Raw genomic sequence first — 24468 nt, forward strand, 5'->3', positions numbered from 1 at the left:
CGCATAGTGGCATAACGCCTGTCGCGAATCGACGCTCTGTTATCACTTCTTCGTAGCGGCTCGCAAACTGAAGCGCGGGCAAAAGCACGACTCATTGCGGATTGTGATAAAATATCCGCCTTCTGGTGAAACCCAACAGGAAAGATCATGATGAGCCTGGCCGGTAAAAAAATCGTACTTGGCGTCAGTGGCGGCATTGCTGCGTACAAAACCCCTGAACTGGTGCGTCGTTTGCGGGAACGCGGCGCTGACGTCCGCGTGGCGATGACCGAAGCGGCAAAAGCGTTTATTACTCCCCTGAGCTTACAAGCGGTTTCGGGTTATCCCGTTTCCGACAGCCTGCTTGACCCCGCGGCCGAAGCCGCGATGGGCCACATTGAGCTGGGGAAATGGGCCGACCTGGTTATCCTGGCCCCTGCTACGGCAGACCTGATTGCCCGCGTCGCCGCAGGTATGGCTAACGATTTGGTTTCAACGATCTGTCTGGCAACGCCTGCTCCTGTTGCTGTGCTGCCAGCCATGAACCAGCAGATGTACCGTGCTGCCGCGACCCAGCACAATCTGGGCATTCTTGCCTCGCGAGGTTTGCTCATTTGGGGCCCTGACAGTGGTAGCCAGGCATGTGGCGATGTCGGTCCTGGCCGCATGCTGGATCCGTTGACGATTGTCGATATGGCCGCAGAACATTTCTCGCCTGTCAACGATCTGCAACATCTCAACATCATGATTACGGCGGGCCCGACGCGTGAACCGCTGGATCCCGTGCGTTACATTTCCAATCACAGTTCCGGGAAGATGGGGTTTGCGATCGCAGCCGCTGCCGCAAAACGCGGGGCAAACGTCACGCTGGTGTCGGGACCTGTTTCGTTACCCACACCGCCATTTGTGCAGCGCATTGATGTGATGACCGCACTGGAGATGGAAGCCGCCGTGCAATCTGCGGTGCAACAACAGCATATCTTTATCGGCTGCGCCGCAGTCGCTGATTATCGCGCCGAGACCGTCGCCCCCGAAAAAATCAAAAAACAAGCGACGCAGGGTGATGAATTAACAGTAAAAATGGTCAAAAACCCGGATATTATCGCCGGTGTTGCCGCACTGGATGCTAATCGTCCTTTTGTCGTTGGGTTTGCCGCCGAAACAAATAATGTGGAAGAATATGCCCGGCAAAAACGCATCCGCAAAAACCTTGATGTGATCTGTGCGAACGACGTTTCGTTATCAAATCAAGGATTTAACAGCGACAGCAACGCATTACACCTTTTTTGGCAGGATGGAGACAAAGTCTTACCGCTTGAGCGTAAAGAACTCCTGGGCCAATTATTACTCGACGAGATCGTGACCCGTTATGATGAAAAAAATCGACGTTAAGATTCTGGACCCGCGCGTAGGGCAACAATTTCCGCTCCCAACGTACGCCACTTCTGGCTCTGCCGGACTTGACCTGCGTGCTTGTCTTGATGACGCCGTAGAGCTGGCACCGGGTGCAACTACGCTGGTGCCAACCGGGTTAGCCATCCATATTGCCGATCCCTCTCTGGCGGCGGTGATGTTGCCACGTTCCGGGCTGGGTCATAAGCATGGCATCGTACTGGGCAACCTGGTCGGTCTGATTGATTCCGACTATCAAGGACAATTGATGGTGTCTATCTGGAACCGTGGTCAGGACAGCTTCACGATTGAACCGGGCGAACGTATCGCACAGATGGTATTTGTACCGGTCGTGCAGGCTGAATTTAATCTGGTGGAAGAGTTTGAAGCCACCGATCGTGGCGAAGGTGGCTTCGGCCATTCCGGGCGCAAGTAACCCGCAGAAAAGTATCCCACAGCGTAATAACGCAATAACACACCGCAAACAGCCGTTTGCGGTCGCTGTGTGGATGCCTGCCTGGCAAGAGCTTATTTTCAGGGGTATTTTGTAACATGGTAGAAAAGCAAACTGCGAAAAGGAATCGTCGCGAAGAAATACTTCAGTCTCTGGCACTGATGCTTGAGTCCAGCGATGGAAGCCAACGCATCACGACAGCGAAACTGGCAGCCTCTGTAGGCGTTTCCGAAGCGGCCTTGTATCGCCATTTTCCCAGCAAGACCCGCATGTTCGATAGTCTAATTGAGTTTATCGAAGATAGTCTGATTACCCGTATCAATCTGATCTTAAAAGACGAAAAAGACACCAGCGCACGTCTGCGTCTGATCGTTCTGCTGATTTTAGGCTTCGGTGAACGTAACCCCGGTCTGACGCGCATTCTGACCGGGCATGCGCTCATGTTTGAACAGGATCGTCTGCAAGGCCGCATTAACCAGCTTTTCGAACGTATTGAGGCCCAGCTGCGCCAGGTTCTGCGCGAAAAAAGAATGCGTGAAGGTGAAGGTTACACCGTGGATGAAACGCTGCTGGCCAGCCAGTTACTGGCTTTCTGCGAAGGTATGTTGTCCCGGTTTGTACGTAGCGAATTTAAATATCGTCCAACGGATGATTTTGACACCCGCTGGCCGCTGGTTGCTGCTCAATTGCAGTAGCGGCTTCGTTTTGTCCGGCCTACGTAACCCGTAGGCCGGATACGCGCAGTGGCATCTACACTTTTTATACGCCATATGCTTCGCGATATGCCCGCACGGCTACCAGGTGTTCTGCCATTTCAGGCTTCTCTTCCAGATACGCAATCAGGTCTTTCAGGGTAATGATAGAAATCACCTTGCAACCATAATCACGCTCTACTTCCTGAATCGCCGAAATCTCGCCCCGACCACGCTCCTGACGATCGAGACAAATCAATACCCCAGCAAGCGTAGCGCCATTAGCCTGAATAATCTCCATCGACTCACGAATAGCCGTACCTGCGGTGATAACATCATCTACCAGCATGACACGCCCCTCAAGTGCGCTACCTACCAGATTACCGCCTTCGCCATGGGTCTTCGCCTCTTTACGGTTAAAGCAGTACGGTAAATCTTTATCGTGGTGTTCCGCCAGCGCAACGGCGGTGGTGGTCGCAATCGGAATACCTTTGTAGGCTGGGCCAAACAGCAAATCGAACTCGATGCCGGAATCCACCAGCGCTTCAGCATAAAAACGGCCTAGCAGTGCCAGATCGCGCCCGGTATTAAACAGCCCGGCGTTGAAGAAATAGGGGCTTTTGCGCCCGGATTTCAGCGTAAACTCGCCAAACTTTAGTACCTGCTTGCTAAGCGCAAACTCAATAAACTGGCGCTGATACGGTTTCATGGATTCGCTCCTCATCTCACTTTATTACAGACAAAAAAAAGGCGACTCTTCAGTCGCCTTTAAAATCAATTTTCTAACGCCGCCTTCTGCGTCGCTACAATGGATTCGATTCCCCCTCGGGCCAAGGCCAGTAGGGTGAGAAGTTCTTCATGGCTGAACGGCTCGCCTTCCGCCGTGCCCTGCACTTCAATAATTCGACCGTCTTCAGTCATCACCACGTTCATGTCAGTTTCTGCCGCTGAATCCTCAACGTACTCGAGATCACAGAGCGCTTCACCATTGACAATCCCCACGGAAACCGCGGCAACCATCCCTTTCATCGGGTTAGTTTTCAGCTTACCGCTCGCCACCAGCTTGTTCAGCGCATCCGCCAACGCAACGCATGCGCCAGTAATCGATGCAGTACGCGTACCGCCATCTGCCTGAATAACATCACAGTCCAGCGTAATAGTGAATTCACCGAGCGTCTTCAGGTCAACGGCGGCGCGCAGCGCACGAGCGATCAGGCGCTGGATTTCCATGGTACGGCCGCCCTGCTTACCTTTCGCCGCTTCACGGGCGTTACGGGTGTGCGTGGCGCGTGGCAGCATGCCATATTCTGCGGTGATCCAGCCCTGGCCCTGACCTTTCAAAAAACGTGGGACGCCTTCATCAATAGAAGCGGTACACAGCACTTTGGTATCACCAAATTCGACCAGCACGGAGCCTTCAGCGTGTTTTGTATAATTACGGGTCAGGGTAACGGGACGCACCTGATTGGCACTACGACCTGCTGGACGCATGATAAAATCTCCGGCTTGAAACGAATGTGGCTGCGCATTATACGGACTTCCGACGGTTATTCCTATCCTGACAAGACGTGGATGGCTATAATCCTCCCATCTCATCTTTAAAAACAGGAACGTCTATGATCCGCAGCATGACCGCCTACGCCCGGCGTGAAATCAAGGGTGAATGGGGTAGCGCAACCTGGGAAATGCGCTCGGTAAACCAGCGTTATCTGGAAACTTATTTTCGCCTGCCGGAACAGTTCCGTAGTCTCGAACCCGTGGTTCGCGAACGCATTCGCTCGCGTCTGACGCGCGGTAAAATCGAATGTACACTGCGTTTTGAGCCGGATGCCAGCGCGCAAGGCGAGCTGATCCTGAATGAAAAGCTCGCTAAACAGCTCGTGAGCGCTGCTAACTGGGTCAAAATGCAGAGTGATGAAGGTGAAATTAATCCGGTTGATATCCTTCGTTGGCCAGGGGTAATGGCAGCGCAGGAGCAAGACCTGGATGCCATCGCCGCCGAAATCCTCGCTGCGCTTGACGGTACGCTGGATGACTTTATCGTTGCGCGTGAAACCGAAGGTCAGGCGCTGAAAGCGTTGATCGAGCAGCGTCTGGAAGGCGTCAGCGCTGAAGTGACGAAGGTACGTGCGCACATGCCGGAAATTCTGCAATGGCAGCGCGAGCGTCTGGTAGCCAAACTGGAAGACGCACAGGTGCAACTGGAAAATAACCGTCTTGAGCAAGAGCTGGTGCTGATGGCACAGCGTATCGATGTGGCTGAAGAACTGGATCGCCTGGAAGCTCACGTCAAAGAAACCTACAACATTCTGAAGAAAAAAGAGGCGGTTGGCCGTCGTCTGGACTTCATGATGCAGGAATTCAACCGTGAGTCGAACACCCTGGCATCCAAGTCTATCAATGCTGAGGTGACTAACTCCGCAATTGAACTGAAAGTTTTGATCGAGCAAATGCGCGAGCAGATTCAGAACATCGAGTAAGCCATTACTCAACGTAGCCCGCCAGTAAACGGCGGGACTACGTATTTTTCCCGGCGTTTCGCTTCCGCTCCTTTACTTCGAATTACATTTTCTCATCGTTTATTATCATCCACCACATTTTAAACAGCATGCCATAACGCATTTCTGACATATTCACATTAGCTGTAGTTATTAAAATCGTTTCACCTTAGAAAATCTCAATCGTGACAATGCGCACAAATCGATAACCTTAGCCCCCAGCACATCAGGGGGAATACATGCTGTTACACGTTTTATATTTAATTGGTATTACTGCCGAAGCCATGACAGGCGCTCTTGCGGCGGGGCGTCGCCGTATGGATACATTTGGCGTTATTATTATTGCCACTGCGACCGCCATCGGCGGTGGTTCGGTACGCGACATTCTTCTCGGCCACTATCCGCTTGGCTGGGTAAAGCATCCTGAATACGTCATTATCGTGGCGGCCGCTGCGGTACTCACCACCATTATCGCTCCTGTCATGCCCTACCTTCGTAAAATATTCCTTGTATTGGATGCGCTGGGCCTGGTGGTCTTTTCTATTATTGGCGCACAGGTGGCACTGGATATGGGCCACGGGCCGATTATCGCCGTGGTCGCTGCGGTCACTACCGGCGTCTTCGGTGGCGTGTTACGCGACATGTTCTGCAAACGCATTCCATTAGTGTTCCAGAAAGAACTGTATGCTGGAGTTTCTTTTGCCGCTGCCGTGCTTTACATCGTGCTGCAACATTACGTCTCCAGCCACGATGTGGTGGTTATCTCTACCCTACTCTTCGGCTTTACCGCCCGGTTACTGGCGCTGCGCCTGAAGTTGGGCCTGCCAGTATTTTATTATCGGCATGAAGGCCATTAAGGCATAAAGCCCGTAATACGCTGAGCAGCCAGCCAGTTGCTCAGCGCTATGACCTCCCTGGTCTCCAGCCACTGAATGATCTGTCGTGCCCGGCGTTCCCCCATTAAAGGGAGCTGCCGCCAGCTTTGCTCATCACGGTCCTGCAATTGTTGCCACGAAGCATCCCGACTGGCATTCAGGGTTGCCTGTGTTAACGGTATTCCCATGGCAATAACCCAACGTGTGAATGGAAGATGGCGCGACAGGTTGAACTGATGCCACATCTTCTCCCCTTTGCTTACGCCTAATGTGGACTGGAGCTGCTCCTGAGTTAATCCGAGCCAGGAAAAGATATGTTCAAAGTGATACGCCTGATGAAGGTCACGCCATCCTGCTTCACCAATACCTTCTAATTCCAGCACTTCTTTCGCGCCCAGCCAAACCAGTCTGGCAATAAACTGCTCATAACACGCCGGCGTGGCATAAAAGCAGGTCATTGAATTGAAGCGCCCCTCAGGCGGCGCTGGCTTAGTGCGTTGAGTGCTGCGCCAGACCACTTCGTCGATACGAGGGATCCCCTGTCCGGCCAGGCTTATCAGGATCCGATCTCCAGGCGCGATATCCCATTCATTCCAGCGACGTACAGAGCCAATATTCACGCGTTGCACGCGCTTATCATCCAGCATGACGGGTGCCAGCAGCGCGACTACGGCAATTTTCCCACTTTTACCGACTGAAAACTGAATATCTGTGACCTCGGATACCTGAGCCACGGGCGGATATTTCCACGCCGCCAGCCAGTCTCCCTGCCCGGGTAACCAGTATCGCGCTTGCGGTTCTTTCCCCGATCGCACCACGACGCCATCCGTCACAAAAGGGAGTGCCGAAGTCCACCACCGGGCACGGGCATGCTCGACATCGTCCGCATTTTTCACGGGCTGGGTATAGCGTTGCGTGAAACTGAACCCGGCAGAAGTGAGTTGTTCCAGCCTTTCCGACATGACCGCCGGACCATCAGGCCAGGCCCAGATAAAAATAGCCAACGAGCGTAACAATTCCGGGTTGCTCTGGCGCATCATCATTCCAGCGACCTTTGAACGTGCGTTCATTCCCCCGCTCTGTTGCTGGATATGCCCTTCCTGCTGTAAAAAAATCTCGCCCTGCAACGTACTGTTCGCCAGCAGACCTTTGGTTGTGTGTGGTACGGAAGGGATCTGAAGAATCTTTTGCGTCCAGTCTTCACCTTTCAGGCCATTACCTCGGCTAATCGCTCTTACCAGATTGCCATTGCGATAGACCAGCGTTACCGCCACGCCGTCGACCTTTGGTTGTACCCAGAGATCGCTGCGCACACGCATCCATTGCTGTAACGCTTGCTTATCTGCCAGCTTACGGACCCCCGTGTGAGGCACTGGATGCGGGACTGTGCCACTTATTGGGGGCGCAGACAGGTCTGGTGGAGCCTCATCGCCAAAACAGCGCTGCCATTGGATGAGTTGCGCATTGAGCTGGTCATAAACGCCGTCATCAACGGTGCTGACACCCTGTTTCCAGTAACTGTCATTCCACCGTGTTATCTGCTGCTGTAATCGTGAAATTTCCTCGCCTGCCCGGGCTGGAGACCAGACCGGGCATACCGCCCAGACAGGCAAATTCCAGACCAGTAAAACTATGCCAAGGCATTTCCATCGCCCCATATTGCCTCCGTTAACCAATGTGCTTCCCGGCAGGTATAGCGCGGAGTGCAACCGAAACAGAGCGACAAAAATTCATCCTGCGAGCAGCCTTCCTGACATTTTGACGTATTGCTGCAAATTGCCGGTAAAACGGGAAACGGGCACGCAAAACGCAATAAACATGCGCAAAAAGTGTGACAAAGGCTACGTCACATAGCGGCTACGTGTATAATAAGCCCGTATGTAGGCTCTCTTTCGACAATCACATACATTAAGATACTCATGGCTCAAGGCACGCTTTATATTGTTTCTGCCCCCAGTGGCGCGGGTAAATCCAGCCTGATTCAGGCTTTATTAAAGACCCAACCGTTGTATGACACCCAGGTTTCTGTTTCGCACACCACGCGCGCACCGCGCCCGGGGGAAGTGCACGGTGAACACTATTTCTTTGTGAACCATGACGAATTCAGAGCCATGATTGGCAGAGACGCGTTCCTGGAACACGCTGAGGTTTTCGGTAATTACTACGGCACCTCGCGTGAGACCATTGAGCAAGTATTAGCATCCGGCGTAGACGTCTTTTTAGATATCGATTGGCAAGGTGCGCAGCAAATTCGTCAAAAAATGCCGCATGCGCGCAGTATTTTTATTTTGCCGCCATCTAAGATTGAGCTGGACCGCCGTCTTCGTGGTCGAGGTCAGGATAGCGAAGACGTGATCGCAAAACGTATGGCGCAAGCTGTTGCAGAAATGAGCCATTACGCCGAATATGATTATCTTATTGTGAACGATGATTTCGATACCGCCCTGGGCGATTTGAAAACCATCATTCGCGCCGAACGTCTGCGCATGAGCCGCCAAAAGCAGCGTCATGACGCTTTAATCAGCAAACTGTTGGCAGACTGAACCCACATTCAGTATCATGCCCAGTCATTTCTTCACCTGTGGAGCATTTTAAGTATGGCACGCGTAACTGTTCAGGACGCTGTAGAGAAAATTGGTAACCGTTTTGACCTGGTACTGGTCGCCGCGCGTCGCGCTCGTCAGATGCAGGTAGGCGGAAAGGATCCGCTCGTACCGGAAGAAAACGATAAAACTACCGTTATCGCGCTGCGCGAAATCGAAGAGGGTCTGATCAACAACCAGATCCTCGACGTGCGTGAGCGCCAGGAACAGCAAGAGCAGGAAGCCGCTGAATTACAAGCCGTTACCGCTATTGCTGAAGGTCGTCGTTAATCACAAAGCGGGTCGCCCTTGTATCTGTTTGAAAGCCTGAATCAGCTGATTCAAAACTACCTGCCGGAAGACCAGATTAAGCGTCTTCGGCAGGCGTATCTCGTTGCACGTGACGCTCACGAGGGCCAGACACGTTCAAGCGGTGAACCTTATATCACGCACCCCGTAGCGGTAGCCTGCATTCTGGCCGAGATGAAACTCGACTACGAAACGCTGATGGCTGCGCTGCTACATGACGTGATTGAAGATACCCCAGCCACCTACCAGGACATGGAACAGCTTTTTGGTAAAAGCGTTGCAGAGCTGGTAGAAGGGGTATCTAAGCTTGATAAGCTTAAGTTTCGCGATAAGAAAGAGGCGCAAGCTGAAAACTTTCGCAAGATGATTATGGCGATGGTGCAGGATATCCGCGTCATTCTCATCAAACTTGCCGACCGTACCCACAATATGCGCACGCTGGGCTCATTACGCCCCGATAAGCGCCGCCGCATCGCCCGTGAAACCCTCGAAATCTACAGTCCGCTGGCACATCGTTTAGGTATTCATCACATTAAAACCGAGCTGGAAGAACTGGGTTTTGAAGCGCTGTACCCGAACCGCTATCGCGTGATTAAAGAAGTGGTAAAAGCCGCCCGCGGCAACCGCAAAGAGATGATTCAAAAAATCCTCTCGGAGATCGAGGGGCGTTTGCAGGAAGCAGGCATTCCGTGTCGCGTAAGCGGTCGCGAGAAACACCTGTACTCGATCTACTGCAAAATGGTACTCAAAGAGCAGCGTTTTCACTCGATCATGGACATTTACGCTTTCCGCGTCATCGTTCATGACTCCGATACCTGCTATCGCGTACTCGGTCAGATGCACAGCCTGTACAAACCGCGTCCAGGCCGCGTGAAAGACTATATCGCCATTCCCAAAGCGAACGGATACCAGTCTTTGCATACCTCAATGATCGGCCCGCACGGCGTGCCTGTTGAAGTACAAATTCGTACCGAAGACATGGACCAGATGGCGGAGATGGGGGTCGCGGCACACTGGGCGTACAAAGAGCATGGCGAAACCAGCACCACGGCACAAATCCGCGCCCAACGCTGGATGCAAAGCCTGCTGGAACTGCAGCAAAGCGCCGGTAGCTCGTTTGAATTTATTGAAAGCGTTAAATCTGATCTCTTCCCGGATGAGATTTATGTTTTCACACCGGAAGGGCGCATTGTCGAGTTGCCTGCCGGTGCGACGCCTGTCGACTTCGCCTACGCCGTACATACCGATATCGGTCATGCCTGCGTTGGCGCACGTGTCGACAGACAGCCTTATCCACTTTCCCAACCGCTGTTTAGCGGTCAGACCGTTGAAATCATTACTGCACCAGGCGCCCGGCCGAATGCGGCATGGCTCAACTTCGTCGTCAACTCGAAAGCGCGAGCAAAAATTCGCCAACTGCTGAAAAACCTTAAGCGTGATGATTCCGTCAGTCTGGGGCGTCGACTGCTTAACCATGCCCTGGGTGGTAGCCGTAAACTGGCTGAAATCCCGCAGAAAAGTATCCAGCGTGAGCTTGAGCGTATGAAGCTCGCCACGCTTGACGATCTGTTAGCGGAAATCGGTCTGGGCAACGCCATGAGCGTGGTGGTTGCGAAAAACCTTCAGCAGGGCGAAGCATCGGCGAACGTTCCTGCGCAATCTGGTCATGGTCATCTGCCGATCAAAGGCGCAGACGGCGTACTGATCACCTTTGCCAAATGCTGTCGTCCAATTCCTGGCGATCCGATCATTGCCCACGTCAGTCCGGGTAAAGGTCTGGTGATTCACCATGAGTCCTGCCGTAACATTCGTGGCTACCAGAAAGAGCCAGAGAAATTTATGGCGGTGGAATGGGATAAAGAGACAGAGCAGGAGTTCATCACCGAAATTAAGGTGGATATGTTTAACCACCAGGGTGCTCTGGCGAACCTGACGGCGGCAATCAACACGACGACCTCCAATATTCAAAGTCTGAATACTGAAGAGAAAGACGGTCGTGTTTATAGCGCCTTTATTCGCCTGACCGCTCGCGATCGCGTGCATCTGGCGAATATTATGCGCAAAATCCACGTCATGCCGGACGTGATTAAAGTCACCCGCAACCGAAACTAGAGATATGAACTCAAAACGCTATGAGCGCATTTGCGAAATGCTTGCCAGGCGTCAGCCCGATCTGACCGTCTGCATGGAGCAGGTCCATAAACCTCATAACGTTTCTGCGATCATTCGTACCGCAGACGCAGTCGGCGTACATGAAGTCCACGCCGTCTGGCCGGGTAGCCGTATGCGTACCATGGCCTCTTCTGCCGCGGGCAGTAACAGTTGGGTGCAGGTTAAGACCCACCCCACCATTAGCGATGCGGTCACGCAGTTAAAAAGCCAGGGCATGCAGGTTCTGGCGACCCACCTCTCTGATAAAGCCGTCGATTTCCGCGAAATTGATTACACGCGACCGACCTGCATCCTGATGGGCCAGGAAAAAACCGGCATCACTCAGGAAGCACTCGCTCTGGCGGACCAGGACATCATCATTCCGATGATTGGCATGGTGCAATCGCTGAACGTTTCGGTTGCCTCTGCGCTGATTCTGTACGAAGCACAGCGCCAGCGACAAAATGCTGGCATGTACCGACGCGAAAACAGCATGTTGCCGGAAGATGAGCAGCAGCGCTTGCTGTTTGAAGGCGGTTATCCGGTGCTGGCGAATGTCGCTAAGCGCAAAGGACTTCCCTACCCTCACGTAAACACGCAGGGCGAAATTGAAGCCGATGCAACGTGGTGGGCCACTATGCAGTCTGCGAAATAAACGCGATGAAAGGCCGTTTACTGGATGCCATCCCGCTCAACTCTCTGACGGGCGTTGGCGCAGCACAAAGCAGTAAACTGGCGAAAATTGGCTTGCACACCGTGCAGGACCTCCTGCTCCACCTCCCTCTGCGCTACGAAGACCGTACTCATCTGTACCCCATTGGTGAACTGCTGCCGGGCGTCTATGCCACCGTTGAAGGCGAAGTGCTGAACTGCAATATCACTTTCGGTGGCCGCCGGATGATGACCTGCCAGATAAGCGATGGCTCCGGCATTCTCACTATACGCTTCTTCAACTTCAGCGCAGCAATGAAAAACAGCCTCGCCACCGGGCGTCGGGTACTGGCCTATGGCGAGGCTAAACGTGGCAAGTACGGCGCAGAAATGATCCATCCGGAATACCGTGTACAGGGCGATCTCAACACGCCGGAACTGCAGGAAACGCTCACGCCGGTATATCCGACCACGGAAGGCGTTAAGCAGGCAACGCTGCGCAAACTGACCGATCAGGCGCTGGATCTGCTCGATACCTGCGCCATTGCCGAGCTTTTACCTCCTGAGTTATTGCAAGGCATGATGAGCCTGCCGGAAGCGTTGCGCACATTGCACCGCCCGCCGCCGACGTTACAGCTTAGCGATCTTGAAACCGGGCAACATCCGGCACAGCGGCGCCTGATTCTGGAAGAACTCCTGGCGCACAATCTCAGCATGCTGGCGCTTCGCGCCGGAGCGCAACGTTTTCACGCCCAACCGCTGAGTCCTGACGATCGGCTGAAAGATCAACTGCTGGCGGCGCTCCCCTTTAAGCCAACCGGCGCACAGGCTCGGGTCACTGCCGAAATTGAACGCGATATGGCGCTGGATGTCCCAATGATGCGCCTGGTGCAGGGCGATGTCGGTTCCGGTAAAACGCTGGTGGCAGCACTTGCCGCCCTGCGTGCGATTGCGCATGGTAAGCAGGTGGCGCTGATGGCCCCCACTGAATTGCTGGCTGAACAGCACGCAAATAATTTCCGCAACTGGTTCGAACCTTTGGGCGTTGAAGTGGGTTGGCTGGCGGGTAAGCAAAAAGGTAAAGCACGCCAGGCACAGCAGGAAGCCATCGCCAGCGGTCAGGTACAGATGATTGTCGGCACGCACGCAATTTTCCAGGAACAAGTTCAGTTCAACGGGCTGGCGCTGGTGATTATCGACGAACAGCACCGTTTTGGCGTGCATCAGCGTCTGGCGCTGTGGGAGAAAGGCCAGCTGCAGGGTTTCCACCCACACCAGCTCATTATGACCGCCACCCCGATCCCGCGTACGCTGGCCATGACCGCCTATGCCGATCTCGACACGTCTGTCATTGACGAACTGCCGCCAGGGCGTACGCCGGTCACCACGGTGGCTATCCCCGACACCCGCCGTAGCGACATCATTGACCGTGTGCGCAACGCCTGTACCCACGAAGGGCGTCAGGCGTACTGGGTTTGTACGTTAATCGAGGAGTCTGATTTATTAGAAGCTCAGGCGGCAGAAGCCACGTGGGAAGAACTTAAGCTTGCCTTACCAGAGTTGAATATTGGTCTGGTGCATGGGCGCATGAAGCCCGCCGAGAAGCAGTCGGTGATGGCCGCCTTTAAGCAGGGTGAATTACATCTGCTGGTCGCCACCACGGTGATTGAAGTGGGTGTGGACGTGCCAAACGCCAGCCTGATGATCATTGAAAACCCGGAGCGATTAGGCCTGGCGCAGCTGCACCAGTTGCGTGGCCGCGTAGGCCGCGGCGCCGTGGCTTCCCACTGCGTCCTGCTCTACAAATCGCCGCTGTCAAAAACGGCGCAGAAACGCCTGCAGGTTCTGCGGGACAGCAATGACGGGTTCGTGATTGCACAAAAAGATTTAGAGATCCGCGGACCCGGCGAGCTGTTAGGTACGCGCCAGACCGGAACGGCAGAATTCAAAGTAGCGGATTTATTGCGCGATCAGGCTATTATTCCGGAAGTTCAGCGTATAGCCCGCCATATTCACGAACGTTATCCGCAACAGGCTGCCGCGCTGATAGAGCGCTGGATGCCGGAAACCGAACGTTACTCCAACGCATAATCGACTTATCGCGGCGGATGTTACTCCGCCGCACAGCCGTTATTGCGCAAAAATCGGCAGCAGCAGATACAGTTTAATCACTAACGCGTTGACGATATCAATAAAGAACGCCCCCACCATCGGCACCACCAGGAACGCCATATGGGATGGCCCAAAGCGTTCGGTAATTGCCTGCATGTTAGCAATCGCCGTTGGCGTCGCGCCCAGGCCAAAACCGCAGTGGCCGGCAGCCAAAACAGCGGCATCATAGTTCTTGCCCATCATGCGCCAGGTAACAAATACCGCGTACAACGCCATGAAAATCGTCTGCACAACCAGTATCGCCAGCATCGGCAGCGCCAGAGATGCCAGTTCCCACAGTTTCAGGCTCATCAACGCCATCGCCAGGAACAGCGACAGGCTCACGTTGCCCAGCACTGAAACCGCCCGTTCAAACACCCGATAAAAGCCCATGAGCGCCAGGCCATTACTGAGGATCACACCAACAAACAGCACGCAGACGAAGGTCGGCAGTTCGAGCACCGTTCCGACCAGCATTTGCGCAACGATTTTACCCACCGTCAGACAGATAGCGATCAGCGCGATAGTTTCAATCAGCACCAGCGAAGTGATTATGCGTCCCACATCCGGTTTTTCAAACGCGGTCGGCACAGCCTGATCGTCCGGCATACCGTCAGGCGTGGTGGAGTGTTTAACCAGATAGCGCGCCACTGGACCGCCAATCAATCCGCCCAGAACCAGGCCAAACGTTGCGCAAGCCATTGCGACTTCAGTCGCATTGGCAAAACCGTAGCGCTCAATAAACAACTTACTCCACGCAGCCCCGGTTCCGTGTCCGCCAGAGAGCGTTATCGAACCTGCAATCAGGCCCATCAACGGATCCAGGCCCAGCAGGCTCGCCATACCGATACCGATGGCGTTCTGCATCAACAGCAGTCCCACAACGACAATCAGAAAAATACCCACCACGCGGCCACCGGCGCGCAGGCTGGCGATATTAGCGTTCAGGCCGATGGTAGCGAAGAACGCCAGCATCAGCGGATCGCGCAGGGTCATATCGAAGTTTACTTCCCAGCCCATGCTTTTTTTCAGCACCAGCAACGCAATCGCCACCAGCAATCCACCGGCTACAGGTTCGGGAATGGTGTATTTTTTCAGGAAGGAGACAGACTGGACGAGCTTACGTCCCAGCAGCAATACAAGGGTTGCCGCAACCAGAGTAGATAACGTATCGAGATAAAACATTTACAGCTCCATTAGTGCGTTTAGCACAATCACGCACGATGCATTCCAGACCGATTTTTAGCTCTTATTGAGTTTTCGGGGTGGATTTTAAGCAGAAAATGATGAAAAGTTATATAAAAAAGTTTGTTTATCCGTTTTAAATATTAAGAATAACTGCTGGCAAACGTTTGCTTTTCCGCCCTGGTCAGATAAAATCACCGCTTTTCCACCATGGGATTGCCTCTGATGTCCGTTAACGCCGTAGAGTCAACAAATGCGCAACCGGTTGCGCAGACTCACAACAGTGAACTGATTTACCGTCTTGAAGATCGCCCCCCGCTAGCCCAGACCCTGTTTGCCGCCTGTCAGCACCTGCTGGCCATGTTCGTTGCGGTGATCACCCCGGCGCTGTTAATTTGCCAGGCGCTCGGTTTACCGGCTCAGGATACTCAACACATTATCAGTATGTCGCTGTTCGCTTCCGGCGTAGCTTCTATCATTCAGATCAAAGCCTGGGGGCCGGTTGGTTCCGGACTGTTATCTATTCAGGGCACCAGCTTTAATTTTGTTGCGCCGCTGATTATGGGTGGCACGGCGCTAAAAACCGGTGGCGCAGATGTCCCAACCATGATGGCGGCCCTGTTCGGTACGCTGATGTTGGCGAGCTGTACTGAAATGGTAATCTCGCGTGTACTGCATCTGGCGCGGCGGATTATTACCCCGTTGGTCTCAGGCGTGGTGGTGATGATTATCGGCCTGTCGCTGATTCAGGTGGGTCTGACGTCGATTGGCGGTGGTTATGCCGCAATGAGCGATAACACCTTTGGCGCACCGAAGAATTTACTGCTGGCTGGCGTTGTGCTGGCGCTGATCATCCTGCTTAACCGCCAACGCAACCCGTACCTGCGCGTTGCGTCCCTGGTGATTGCGATGGCGGCAGGCTACCTGCTGGCATGGTTTATGGACATGCTGCCGCAAAATACCGCACCGGTAAGCCAGGACCTAATCATGGTACCAACGCCGCTGTATTATGGCCTCGGTATCGACTGGAGCTTACTGCTGCCGCTGATGCTGGTCTTTATGATTACGTCGCTGGAAACCATCGGTGATATTACGGCGACCTCCGATGTTTCCGAACAGCCGGTTTCTGGTCCGCTGTATATGAAACGCCTGAAAGGCGGCGTGCTGGCGAACGGTCTGAACTCGTTTGTTTCCGCCGTGTTCAATACCTTCCCGAACTCTTGTTTTGGTCAGAACAATGGGGTCATTCAGTTAACGGGCGTAGCCAGTCGTTACGTCGGTTTTGTGGTGGCGCTGATGCTGATAGCATTGGGTCTGTTCCCGGCAGTTAGCGGTTTTGTACAGCATATTCCTGAACCGGTACTGGGCGGCGCAACCCTGGTAATGTTCGGTACTATCGCCGCATCTGGCGTGCGTATTGTCTCTCGCGAGCCGCTGAACCGCCGCGCTATTTTGATTATTGCGCTGTCGCTGGCCGTTGGCCTGGGCGTCTCCCAGCAGCCGCTGATTCTGCAATTTGCCCCGGATTGGGTGAAAAATCTGCTCTCCTCAGGCATTGCCGCAGGCGGTATCACCGCTATCGTTCTGAATCTGGTGTGCCCACCAGAGAAGCAATAAGCAAAATGCGGCGTTGGCTCTGAATCAACGCCGCTGTAACGCTCTTTCACCATTCCTGCCTTGAGCATTGCCTCTAAATCGTGCATAACTTGACTATGTGCACTTCGCGGGATGGAAGACCATGAAATTTATTGGAAAGCTGCTTCTTTACGTGCTGATCGCCTGTGCAGTGGCGATTCTCGGCCTTTATTTTCTACTGCAAACCCGTTGGGGCGCAGAGCACGTCAGCGCCTGGGTCTCAGAGAACAGCAGCTATCATCTGGCATTTGATGCTATCGATCACCGGTTTTCTTCCCCTTCCCATATTCTGCTGGAAAACGTCACCTTTGGTCGCGATGGCCAGCCCGCAACGCTGGTCGCTAAAACGGTCGATATTGGGCTGAGCAGTCGCCAAATCACCGACCCGCGGCACGTAGACACTATCCTCTTGCAAAACGGCACGCTGAATCTTTCCCAGCAAACCGCACCGCTACCGTTCCAGGCCGATCGCCTGCAGTTACAGGATATGGCGCTCAACAGCCCCGGCAGCGAGTGGAACCTGAGCGCCCAGCGCGTGAACGGCGGCGTGATTCCCTGGAGCCCTGAGGCAGGTAAAATTCTCGGCAGCAAAGCACAAATTCAGCTCAGCGCCAGCTCATTGACGCTGAACGATGTCCCAACCACCAACGTATTGATTGAAGGCAGCATTGACCATGGTCGGGTGACGCTAAGTAATATTGGCGCAGACGTCGCGCGTGGCGCATTAACCGGCGTAGCGCAGCGCAATACCGACGGTAGCTGGGTGGTAGAGAATCTGCGCCTGAACGATATCCGGCTGCAAAGTGACAAATCGCTGGCCGACTTTTTTGCGCCGCTAACCACTATTCCATCCTTGCAAATTGGTCGTCTGGAAGTGACGGATGCCCGTCTGCAAGGTCCTGACTGGGCGGTCACGGACCTTGATCTGAGCTTGCGCAACATGACGTTTAGCAAAGATGACTGGCAAACACAGGAAGGAAAACTGTCGATGAACGCCAGCGAGTTTATCTACGGTTCACTGCATTTCTTCGATCCGATTCTGAACGCCGAGTTCTCGCCGCAGGGCATTGCGCTGCGCCAGTTCACGACCCGCTGGGAAGGGGGAATGCTCAGAACATCCGGAAACTGGATGCGTAACAACAAAGCGCTGGTTCTCGACGATGCCGCGATTGCCGGCCTGGAATATACGCTACCGGAAAACTGGAAACAGCTATGGATGAAGCCTCTGCCAGCCTGGCTAAACAGCCTGACGCTGAAGAAATTCAGCGCCAGCCGTAATCTGGTGATCGACATCGACCCGGCCTTCCCGTGGCAACTCACCGCACTGGACGGTTACGGCGCTAACCTCGGGCTGGTACAGAACAACCAGTGGGGGATCTGGAGCGGTAACGCCACGCTCAACGCCGCTGCTGCCACCTTTAATCGCACCGACGTGCGCCGTCCTTCGCTGGCGCTAACGGCGAACGGCAGTACCATCAATATCAGTGAACTAAGCGCCTATACAGAAAAAGGGCTGCTGGAGGCCACCGCCAGCATTTCGCAACTGCCTCAGCGTCAGGCACAGGTCAGCCTGAACGGGCGCGGCGTGCCAATGACCATCCTGCAACAGTGGGGCTGGCCAGCACTGCCGCTTTCCGGCGACGGTAACATTCAACTCACCGCCAGCGGCAACATTCAGGCCGATACTCCGCTCAAGCCCACAGTCAACGGTCAGTTACATGCGGTGAATGCAGAGAAACAGCAGGTCACGCAGACCATGCAGGCGGGTGTGGTATCAGGTAGTAACGTTGCCTCACCCGTTACGCAGTGATTATTGCCCGGTGGCGCTTCGCTTACCGGGCCTACCGCTCATAAACGCTTATATTCACTGCATAACAACCACTTCACCGGCTCGTCTTCTTCTATCGTCGGGAAACGACCGCCCGGTTCAAGGAAGTGATTGTCATGCTGGTCGTCATTGACCATCGAGATTTCCCAGCCCAGAACAAAGGCTTTCTCAGCCCAGAAACGGTGATACAGTCGCGGCGGCAGACACACTCCCTGCCCCGGTTTTAGCACCAACGTATCACCAGATTTAACGGTACGCCGCTGACCATCGACGCTAACATCAACAATGCGCCGGGTATCATATTCGTCATCGGGCGTGGACCATGCCAGCTGCATACACAAATCGCCGCCGCCGCGGTTAACGATATCTTCCATCTTATGGCGATGAAAATGCCACGGTGTTTGTTGATCCTGCTGAATTTGCAGCATCTTTTCGGCATACGGTTTGGGGTAATCGGCTGACCCCATCAGACCATTGCGCAACGTCAGTAACGTCAGTCCCGTTTGCGCAAAATCCCCGCGCCCAAAGTCAGTAACGTCCCAGCCCAGTTGGAGATCGCGCACTTCACGCCACAAAGAGTGGTCCTGTTGTCGCCAGGCGTCGACCGTTAAATACGCAAAATCAGGCAGACAGACCCGAAAGGTCTCGGCGATGGCATGCGCTTTATCGATGACATAATTAATATGTGAACGCTTCATTGCACTTTTCCTTGTTGCGAAAGAGGCGGGCCACCCCGCCTGCATGCCGTTAGTAAAGTGACGCTTTGCCAGTTGAGCCAAACAGTTTCATTTTGTGGCGAATCACGTCCCGCGCGGCGCTGATGGCTTCCGGGTAGATGACGTTCGGGTCCCACCAGGTCTCTTTTGCCAGGATTTCGCGGACTTTCTGGAAGTAGGCGTATTTCATATCGCTGGAAATGTTTATTTTGCCCACGCCGAGCGTGACGGATTCAGCGATTTCCGCATCCGGGTTCGCAGAACCGCCATGCAGCACCAGTGGAATGTCCACCCGCCCGGCGATGTCGCGCAGGATGTTCATTTGCAGCTCTGGCTGCATCCCTTTCGGGTAGATGCCGTGCGCAGTGCCAATCGCCACTGCCAGCGTATCGGCCCCGGTACGTGCGATGAAATCCTGCGCCTGGGCGGGATCGGTGTAGGTAACCTTCGACACACCGCCTTCCACGGACGTTCCGGTCTGGCCAATCGTACCCAGCTCGCCTTCAACCGAAACGCCCACCGCATGCGCCAGCTTGACCACTTCACGGGTTAACGCCACGTTCTCTTCATACGGCAGCAGCGAGCCATCAATCATCACCGAGGTAAACCCACACTGAATTGCCCGCAGGACATGCTCAACCGAAGCGCCGTGGTCCAGATGCAGAGTAAAAGGAACCGGGCTGCGCAGGGTGATATCTCGCACATAGCTAAAGAACGCATCGCCGAGGAAATCATGTTCGCTGGGGTGAATGGAGATAATCGCCGGGGTGTTGGTCGCTTCCGCTTCTTCTACCACTGCACGTACAAAGCAGCTATCCGCCACGTTGAATGCGCCGACGGCAAAACCGTGCTGACGGGTCGGTTGCAGTAATTCTTTCATCGAAACTAACATGTTAATTCTCCAGTTTCAGGGTGTAGAAAGCCCTGCCAGTGCGTCATCGCAGAGGCATAAAAGGCGTTACAGAAAATGAATCAGGCTTTGCCGATAGCGCCGCTGGCCTGTAGATACGGAATAATGGCTTCCTCGCAGGCCTGCTCCATCAGAGCCAGGGCATCAACAAGTTCGCAGGATGTGTCGCGACATAGGGTATGCAATAGCGCGGCCTTTCCGGCTTCGAAAACCGCCGCGCCAACGTTAATCTTGGCAACGCCGAACGTCGGGCAGCGCTGTAGCTGGTCAAACGGCGTCCCGCTACCGCCATGCAGCGCCAGCGGCACCGTTGATAAACGGGCGATTTCCTCCAGCCGTTGGAAATCAATGGCTGGCGTTACACCCGGCGCGTACATACCGTGCGCCGTACCGACCGACACCGCCAGTAAATCAATCCCGGTCTGTTGGATAAATGGCTCCACGTCAGCGGCCTGAGTCATCAAATCAGCGTTAGCGGCATGGTCATAACGCGGGGCGTCGGCCAGGTGGCCCAACTCGCCTTCCACGCACAGAGAAACGCTGGCTGCGAGCTCGACCACCGCCCGGGTCTGGCGAATGTTTTCTTCCAGGGCAAAGGCGGAGGCGTCGATCATTAACCCACTGAATCCGGCGCGAAAAGCCTGGCGAATACGTACAGGATCCTTTCCATGATCTAACGCCAGCGCGATCGGTACCGAAGCTTCCTCTGCCAGCGTTTTAACCACCGCCGCCGCTATCGGTGCCGGAAAATGGTCCAGGTGCCCCTGATACAGATTCAGAATGATGGGCGCACGGTGTTTCTCTGCTACCCGCACCGCCGCACGGGCGCTTTCCAGGTTCATACAGTTGATAGCCAACAGCGCATACTGCCCGCGCCAGGCTTTCGTCACCATGCTTTTCATATCGGCAAACATACGACCTCCGGTTATTCCAGGGTGAAGGTGATCTCTTCGTCTTTCAGCTTTTGATCGCTGAGCTCATCAAACTCTTCGTCACGCTCGGTTACCGGTTTCTTCCACAGCGAGAGCATAACGCCGCAAATCACTGTCCCGATCCCCAGCGCCAGGCAAAACAGCAGTGGATGCGTAAAGAGTGGAACCACAAACATGCCGCCGTGCGGTACCGGGCTTTCGACACCCCATACCATAATCAGGCCACCCGCTATCGCCGAGGCCACCACACAGGAGCCCACCACGCGCAGCAGATCACGCGCCGCAATCGGAATAACCCCTTCGGTTATCATGCAGATCCCCATCGGGAATGCCGCTTTCAGCGCCTCACGTTCCGCACGGGTGTACTTGTGGCGCGTGAGCAGGAAGGAGAGAGTAATACCGAACGGAGGGATTATCGAACCGACAAACTTCACCGCTTCGGGACCATACACGCCGCTGACCAACATGCCGTCAGCGAACAGCGACATGGTTTTATTCACCGGCCCCCCGAAGTCGAACGTCGCCATTGCACCGAGAATGGCGCCCATCAGGAAACGTGACCCGCCTTGCATGGACTCCAGCAGATGAATTAGCGCGTCCTGCAGCCAGGCTATCGGCTTGCCAATCAGCGTCATCATCAGCAACCCGCCGATGATGGTGCTCAATACGGGCAGCACCATGATGGGCATCAGACCCTGCATCGACTGCGGTAAACGGATATAGCGTTTAAGCAGCAGGACGGTATAGCCAACCAGAAAGCCGCCCAGCATCCCACCAATAAAACCGGTATGAATTTCGCCGCAGACAAAGCCGACAATCAGACCCGGCGCGAATCCGGGGCGATCGGCAATGGAGTACGCAATCGCCGCGCTAATCAGCGGCACGATTAACCCCATCCCCCAGCCGCCAATCTGGTTGAGCATCCAGGGTATAGTTCCTGTTTTTTCGCCTACGTTAGTGCCACCAAGTATTTGCCCGAGAGCAATACAGATCCCGGCGGCTACAATTAACGGGATCATCCACGAAATCCCCGTTAATAAATGTTTTTTTATTTCCTGAGATAGCGGAATTTTATTTTCACTCATGTGAAATCCCTCCAGAATGAGGATCGCTACTGGTTAGTATTAACTAATGATTTTTCGACCTTTTCAAGAAACTGAATGGGCGATTTTATGACGATTTCGGTTTTTACTCGCACAATACGTTTATTTGAGAATCGTTCCTCCCCTTTTATTTTGACATCGACGGCAAGAATCACAACATCCGCGGCAGAAATATCATCTGCCAGCAGTTCGTTTTCCGTTCCGATGGTGCCCTGGGTTTCAACTTTTATATTATGCCCAAGCGCTTTAGCGCCTTTAATTAATTTTTCGCGGGCAATATAGGTGTGCGCAATACCCGCCGTACAGGCGGCAACACAAACAATATTCATAACATGCTCCACATTTTATTTAGCAGACATTGGATTCAGCATATTGACTAAACAGCTCAATAATTTTTTGTGGACTACTTTCAACTAAGAGTTGTTCAATAATGTCATCATCCGCTAGCGCGCCGGCAACCTGCGAGAGCAGACGAATATGGGTCGTGTTTTGATCTTCAAGACGTACGGCAAACAGAATGATGCAGCGCACATTGCTGCCGTCCAGGGTTTCCCAGGGAATATCCTGGCGGGTACGACCAATTGCCAGGGTGGTATTAACTACCGCCGAGGATTTCCCGTGGGGGATCGCAATATGATTTTCGAATCCGGTCGAGCCTTCGGACTCGCGCTGCCAGACATCCTGGATAAATGTTTCCCGACAGCTAATTGCCCCATCCTTTTGCAGAATATCAGTAAGTTCCTCAATAGCCTCCGTTTTGTTCGTAGCCTTCATATCCAAAATAACGCGATTTGTATTGAGAATTTTCGTGATGTCCATCAATCATACCTCATGGAGTTCAGACATTAATTTTCAACGACCAGCGACGTCGCCCGATGTAATTTTTCCGTAATAACCGTTTCCGTTACCCGCTTAATATCCGCATCATTGAAAAAGGCGGTGACATACACGACCGGCATAGCAATGGCGGGCAAATTAATGGTCGATACCACCAGCTCAATATCGTCCGTCAGTACGGAGGGCAAACTGCCAGCTGACACCACGCCGACAATCGTCCAGTCCGGAAAGGCGCGCAGAATGCGGCTTTTAAGTAAATGCGAGGTGCCAATCCCGGTTGAGCAGACTAACAACACCCGCTTACGCGCTATCTGGCGCTCCATTGCGGCCTGAAAATGGACGGTTAAGTATCCCACTTCATCTTCCGAAACGGCCCGCTCTCCCCAACCGCTAAATACCCTATTCACTGCACATTGGGTCAGACGCCAGACGTCCTGCAACTCGCCTTTAATATCCTCCAGCAGCGGATTACGAATGCGGATCTGGTAGTTCAGGCGGTTAATCAGCGGCTTAATATGGATCAGCAATCCGTCATACAGCGCAGTATCCTGGCTGAGATCGCTGTCGACCATCTCGGCGAAGATGGCAATCAGTCGATGAGTAATTAAGCGCGCTTCGTCGCTGGAGTGCATATGACCAATTACGCTCACATCATTATGTTCTTCAATCACCACGCCGGACGAGATAATGTATTGATAGATAAACCAGACTTCGTCTTCCGGCAGCGGGTGAGCGATGCGTTTTTCGATATGCTGAATCATACGACTGGCAATAGAAAAAATATTCTCGTCGCATGAGGTGATGTTTTCATCTTTTCTCGGCAGCGCATTTCCGCGCGTGATGCGGTACATCATGATCAAAATATGGGTGAAGATATTGACGTAATAAGGCTCCCCCAATGACCAACACAGGTCGTTCTCCATTTCCTGCAGCAGCGTCTGGACAAATAAAACGTCTTCCTCGCCGAAGTAATGCACCAACGCTTTATAGCTGCCGGGATCAAGACGCGAATACACCATGCTGCCGGGTTCATTATGGTTAATCACACCGTTAATCAGCGATGCCATCGCCTGGCGCACGCTGCTCTCGCTGCCTTCAATGTGCGTGCCGCTTTGGCTACGGATCAGCGATAACCCCAATGGCGCTATCCAGGATTCAATCACTTTCAGATCGTTAACAATCGATGCGCTACTGATGAAATAACGTTCAGACAATTTACTGATCGACGTTTCATGCGGCGTTTCGCTTAATAATTGCGATGCTATTTTGACGCGCCGCGAATTATTCATCATGCCGTCAGTATCATCCCCCTCGCTCCCTAATAACTGATCCAGATACAACAGATCAGTAATATTATCGGCGCTTAATATTACGCCTGCGCCAGTACGCTTATCGATGGCTATTTTCCATTCCGCTAACCATGGTTCCAGTAACCGCAGATCGCGCTGGACTGTTTTCTCTGAAACAGCCAAATATTCGGCAATTTTCAGTAGCGTGACATATTCCTTCCGGGACAGGAGGAATTTTAATAATCTGTTTTGTCGCGAGGTAATCATTTGCATTATTTACCCTTATCACACACCAGATT

At 53.6% G+C, this 24468-nt stretch carries 23 protein-coding genes; 12 read left to right on the forward strand and 11 right to left on the reverse strand.

Annotated features, from left to right (window positions below):
- Positions 1-150: 150 nt before the first annotated feature.
- From coaBC to slmA, 3 genes are all read left to right on the forward strand, one after another.
- Positions 151-1371, forward strand: a complete 1221-nt coding sequence (coaBC, locus tag FDX14_RS05305; RefSeq protein ID WP_094300993.1) for a bifunctional phosphopantothenoylcysteine decarboxylase/phosphopantothenate--cysteine ligase CoaBC — start codon at positions 151-153, stop codon at positions 1369-1371.
- Positions 1349-1807 carry a dUTP diphosphatase gene (dut, locus tag FDX14_RS05310; protein WP_006687626.1) on the forward strand — a complete coding sequence of 153 codons (459 nt, stop codon included), beginning with the start codon at positions 1349-1351 and terminating at the stop codon, positions 1805-1807. The genes coaBC and dut overlap by 23 nt, the downstream gene beginning before the upstream one ends.
- Before the next feature lie 116 nt (positions 1808-1923).
- The gene (slmA, locus tag FDX14_RS05315) at positions 1924-2520 is read left to right on the forward strand and encodes a nucleoid occlusion factor SlmA (RefSeq protein ID WP_003024060.1); all 597 of its coding nucleotides are present in this window, start codon (positions 1924-1926) and stop codon (positions 2518-2520) included.
- 64 nt (positions 2521-2584) lie between these two features.
- On the opposite strand, the gene pyrE is transcribed toward slmA, so the two are convergent.
- Positions 2585-3226 (reverse strand): orotate phosphoribosyltransferase, encoded by a 642-nt coding sequence (gene pyrE / locus FDX14_RS05320; RefSeq protein ID WP_137349140.1) that lies wholly within the window; start codon positions 3224-3226, stop codon positions 2585-2587.
- 65 nt (positions 3227-3291) lie between these two features.
- Positions 3292-4008 (reverse strand): ribonuclease PH, encoded by a 717-nt coding sequence (rph, locus tag FDX14_RS05325; RefSeq protein WP_003024054.1) that lies wholly within the window; start codon positions 4006-4008, stop codon positions 3292-3294.
- Between the two features lie 125 nt (positions 4009-4133).
- Here rph and FDX14_RS05330 point away from each other — a divergent pair, with 125 nt between their 5' ends.
- Positions 4134-4997, forward strand: a complete 864-nt coding sequence (locus tag FDX14_RS05330; RefSeq protein WP_042311560.1) for a YicC/YloC family endoribonuclease — start codon at positions 4134-4136, stop codon at positions 4995-4997.
- A 257-nt stretch (positions 4998-5254) separates the two neighbouring features.
- Positions 5255-5872, forward strand: a complete 618-nt coding sequence (locus tag FDX14_RS05335) for a trimeric intracellular cation channel family protein (protein ID WP_038635410.1) — start codon at positions 5255-5257, stop codon at positions 5870-5872.
- Here FDX14_RS05335 and ligB read toward each other — a convergent pair.
- On the reverse strand, positions 5869-7548 hold the full coding sequence (gene ligB, locus FDX14_RS05340) for an NAD-dependent DNA ligase LigB (RefSeq protein ID WP_061380898.1): 1680 nt from the start codon (positions 7546-7548) through the stop codon (positions 5869-5871). The genes FDX14_RS05335 and ligB overlap by 4 nt on opposite strands.
- Positions 7549-7809: 261 nt before the next feature.
- Between ligB and gmk the strand changes: the two genes are divergently transcribed.
- From gmk to recG, 5 genes are read left to right on the forward strand one after another with little or no spacing between them, the layout of a single operon-like run.
- Positions 7810-8433, forward strand: a complete 624-nt coding sequence (gene gmk / locus FDX14_RS05345) for a guanylate kinase (RefSeq protein ID WP_042311556.1) — start codon at positions 7810-7812, stop codon at positions 8431-8433.
- A 54-nt stretch (positions 8434-8487) separates the two neighbouring features.
- Complete coding sequence (gene rpoZ / locus FDX14_RS05350; protein WP_000135058.1) at positions 8488-8763, forward strand: DNA-directed RNA polymerase subunit omega; 276 nt, start codon at positions 8488-8490, stop codon at positions 8761-8763.
- Positions 8764-8781: 18 nt separating this feature from the next.
- Entirely contained in the window at positions 8782-10893 is a 2112-nt protein-coding gene (gene spoT / locus FDX14_RS05355) for a bifunctional GTP diphosphokinase/guanosine-3',5'-bis pyrophosphate 3'-pyrophosphohydrolase (RefSeq protein WP_137349141.1), read from the forward strand.
- 4 nt (positions 10894-10897) lie between these two features.
- The gene (gene trmH / locus FDX14_RS05360) at positions 10898-11587 is read left to right on the forward strand and encodes a tRNA (guanosine(18)-2'-O)-methyltransferase TrmH (protein ID WP_042311553.1); all 690 of its coding nucleotides are present in this window, start codon (positions 10898-10900) and stop codon (positions 11585-11587) included.
- Between the two features lie 5 nt (positions 11588-11592).
- A complete protein-coding gene (recG, locus tag FDX14_RS05365; RefSeq protein WP_137349142.1) occupies positions 11593-13674 on the forward strand; it encodes an ATP-dependent DNA helicase RecG in 2082 nt (693 codons plus the stop codon).
- Between the two features lie 39 nt (positions 13675-13713).
- Here recG and gltS read toward each other — a convergent pair whose 3' ends face one another.
- Complete coding sequence (gltS, locus tag FDX14_RS05370) at positions 13714-14919, reverse strand: sodium/glutamate symporter (protein WP_042311549.1); 1206 nt, start codon at positions 14917-14919, stop codon at positions 13714-13716.
- 225 nt (positions 14920-15144) lie between these two features.
- Between gltS and xanP the strand changes: the two genes are divergently transcribed.
- Positions 15145-16536 (forward strand): xanthine/proton symporter XanP, encoded by a 1392-nt coding sequence (gene xanP / locus FDX14_RS05375; RefSeq protein ID WP_137349143.1) that lies wholly within the window; start codon positions 15145-15147, stop codon positions 16534-16536.
- A gap of 121 nt (positions 16537-16657) precedes the next feature.
- Positions 16658-18364, forward strand: a complete 1707-nt coding sequence (locus FDX14_RS05380) for an AsmA family protein (RefSeq protein WP_085049113.1) — start codon at positions 16658-16660, stop codon at positions 18362-18364.
- A 38-nt stretch (positions 18365-18402) separates the two neighbouring features.
- On the opposite strand, the gene FDX14_RS05385 is transcribed toward FDX14_RS05380, so the two are convergent.
- The 7 genes from FDX14_RS05385 to FDX14_RS05415 all read right to left on the reverse strand — a co-directional run bounded on the left by FDX14_RS05385 (position 18403) and on the right by FDX14_RS05415 (position 24442).
- Entirely contained in the window at positions 18403-19080 is a 678-nt protein-coding gene (locus FDX14_RS05385; RefSeq protein ID WP_137349144.1) for a D-lyxose/D-mannose family sugar isomerase, read from the reverse strand.
- Between the two features lie 49 nt (positions 19081-19129).
- A complete protein-coding gene (locus FDX14_RS05390; RefSeq protein ID WP_042311545.1) occupies positions 19130-19990 on the reverse strand; it encodes a ketose-bisphosphate aldolase in 861 nt (286 codons plus the stop codon).
- 80 nt (positions 19991-20070) lie between these two features.
- Positions 20071-20922 carry a class II fructose-bisphosphate aldolase gene (locus FDX14_RS05395; protein ID WP_042311544.1) on the reverse strand — a complete coding sequence of 284 codons (852 nt, stop codon included), beginning with the start codon at positions 20920-20922 and terminating at the stop codon, positions 20071-20073.
- Between the two features lie 11 nt (positions 20923-20933).
- Entirely contained in the window at positions 20934-22025 is a 1092-nt protein-coding gene (locus FDX14_RS05400; RefSeq protein ID WP_006687644.1) for a PTS fructose transporter subunit IIC, read from the reverse strand.
- Positions 22026-22051: 26 nt separating this feature from the next.
- On the reverse strand, positions 22052-22372 hold the full coding sequence (locus FDX14_RS05405; protein ID WP_042311542.1) for a PTS fructose transporter subunit IIB: 321 nt from the start codon (positions 22370-22372) through the stop codon (positions 22052-22054).
- 19 nt (positions 22373-22391) lie between these two features.
- Positions 22392-22862 carry a PTS sugar transporter subunit IIA gene (locus FDX14_RS05410; RefSeq protein ID WP_003024008.1) on the reverse strand — a complete coding sequence of 157 codons (471 nt, stop codon included), beginning with the start codon at positions 22860-22862 and terminating at the stop codon, positions 22392-22394.
- A 26-nt stretch (positions 22863-22888) separates the two neighbouring features.
- Positions 22889-24442, reverse strand: coding sequence for a BglG family transcription antiterminator (locus FDX14_RS05415; RefSeq protein ID WP_042311540.1), 1554 nt, complete (start codon positions 24440-24442; stop codon positions 22889-22891).
- Positions 24443-24468: the final 26 nt, after the last annotated feature.

It is taken from the genome of Citrobacter sp. wls710, from assembly GCF_005281115.1.
Classification (GTDB): Bacteria; Pseudomonadota; Gammaproteobacteria; order Enterobacterales; family Enterobacteriaceae; genus Citrobacter; species Citrobacter werkmanii.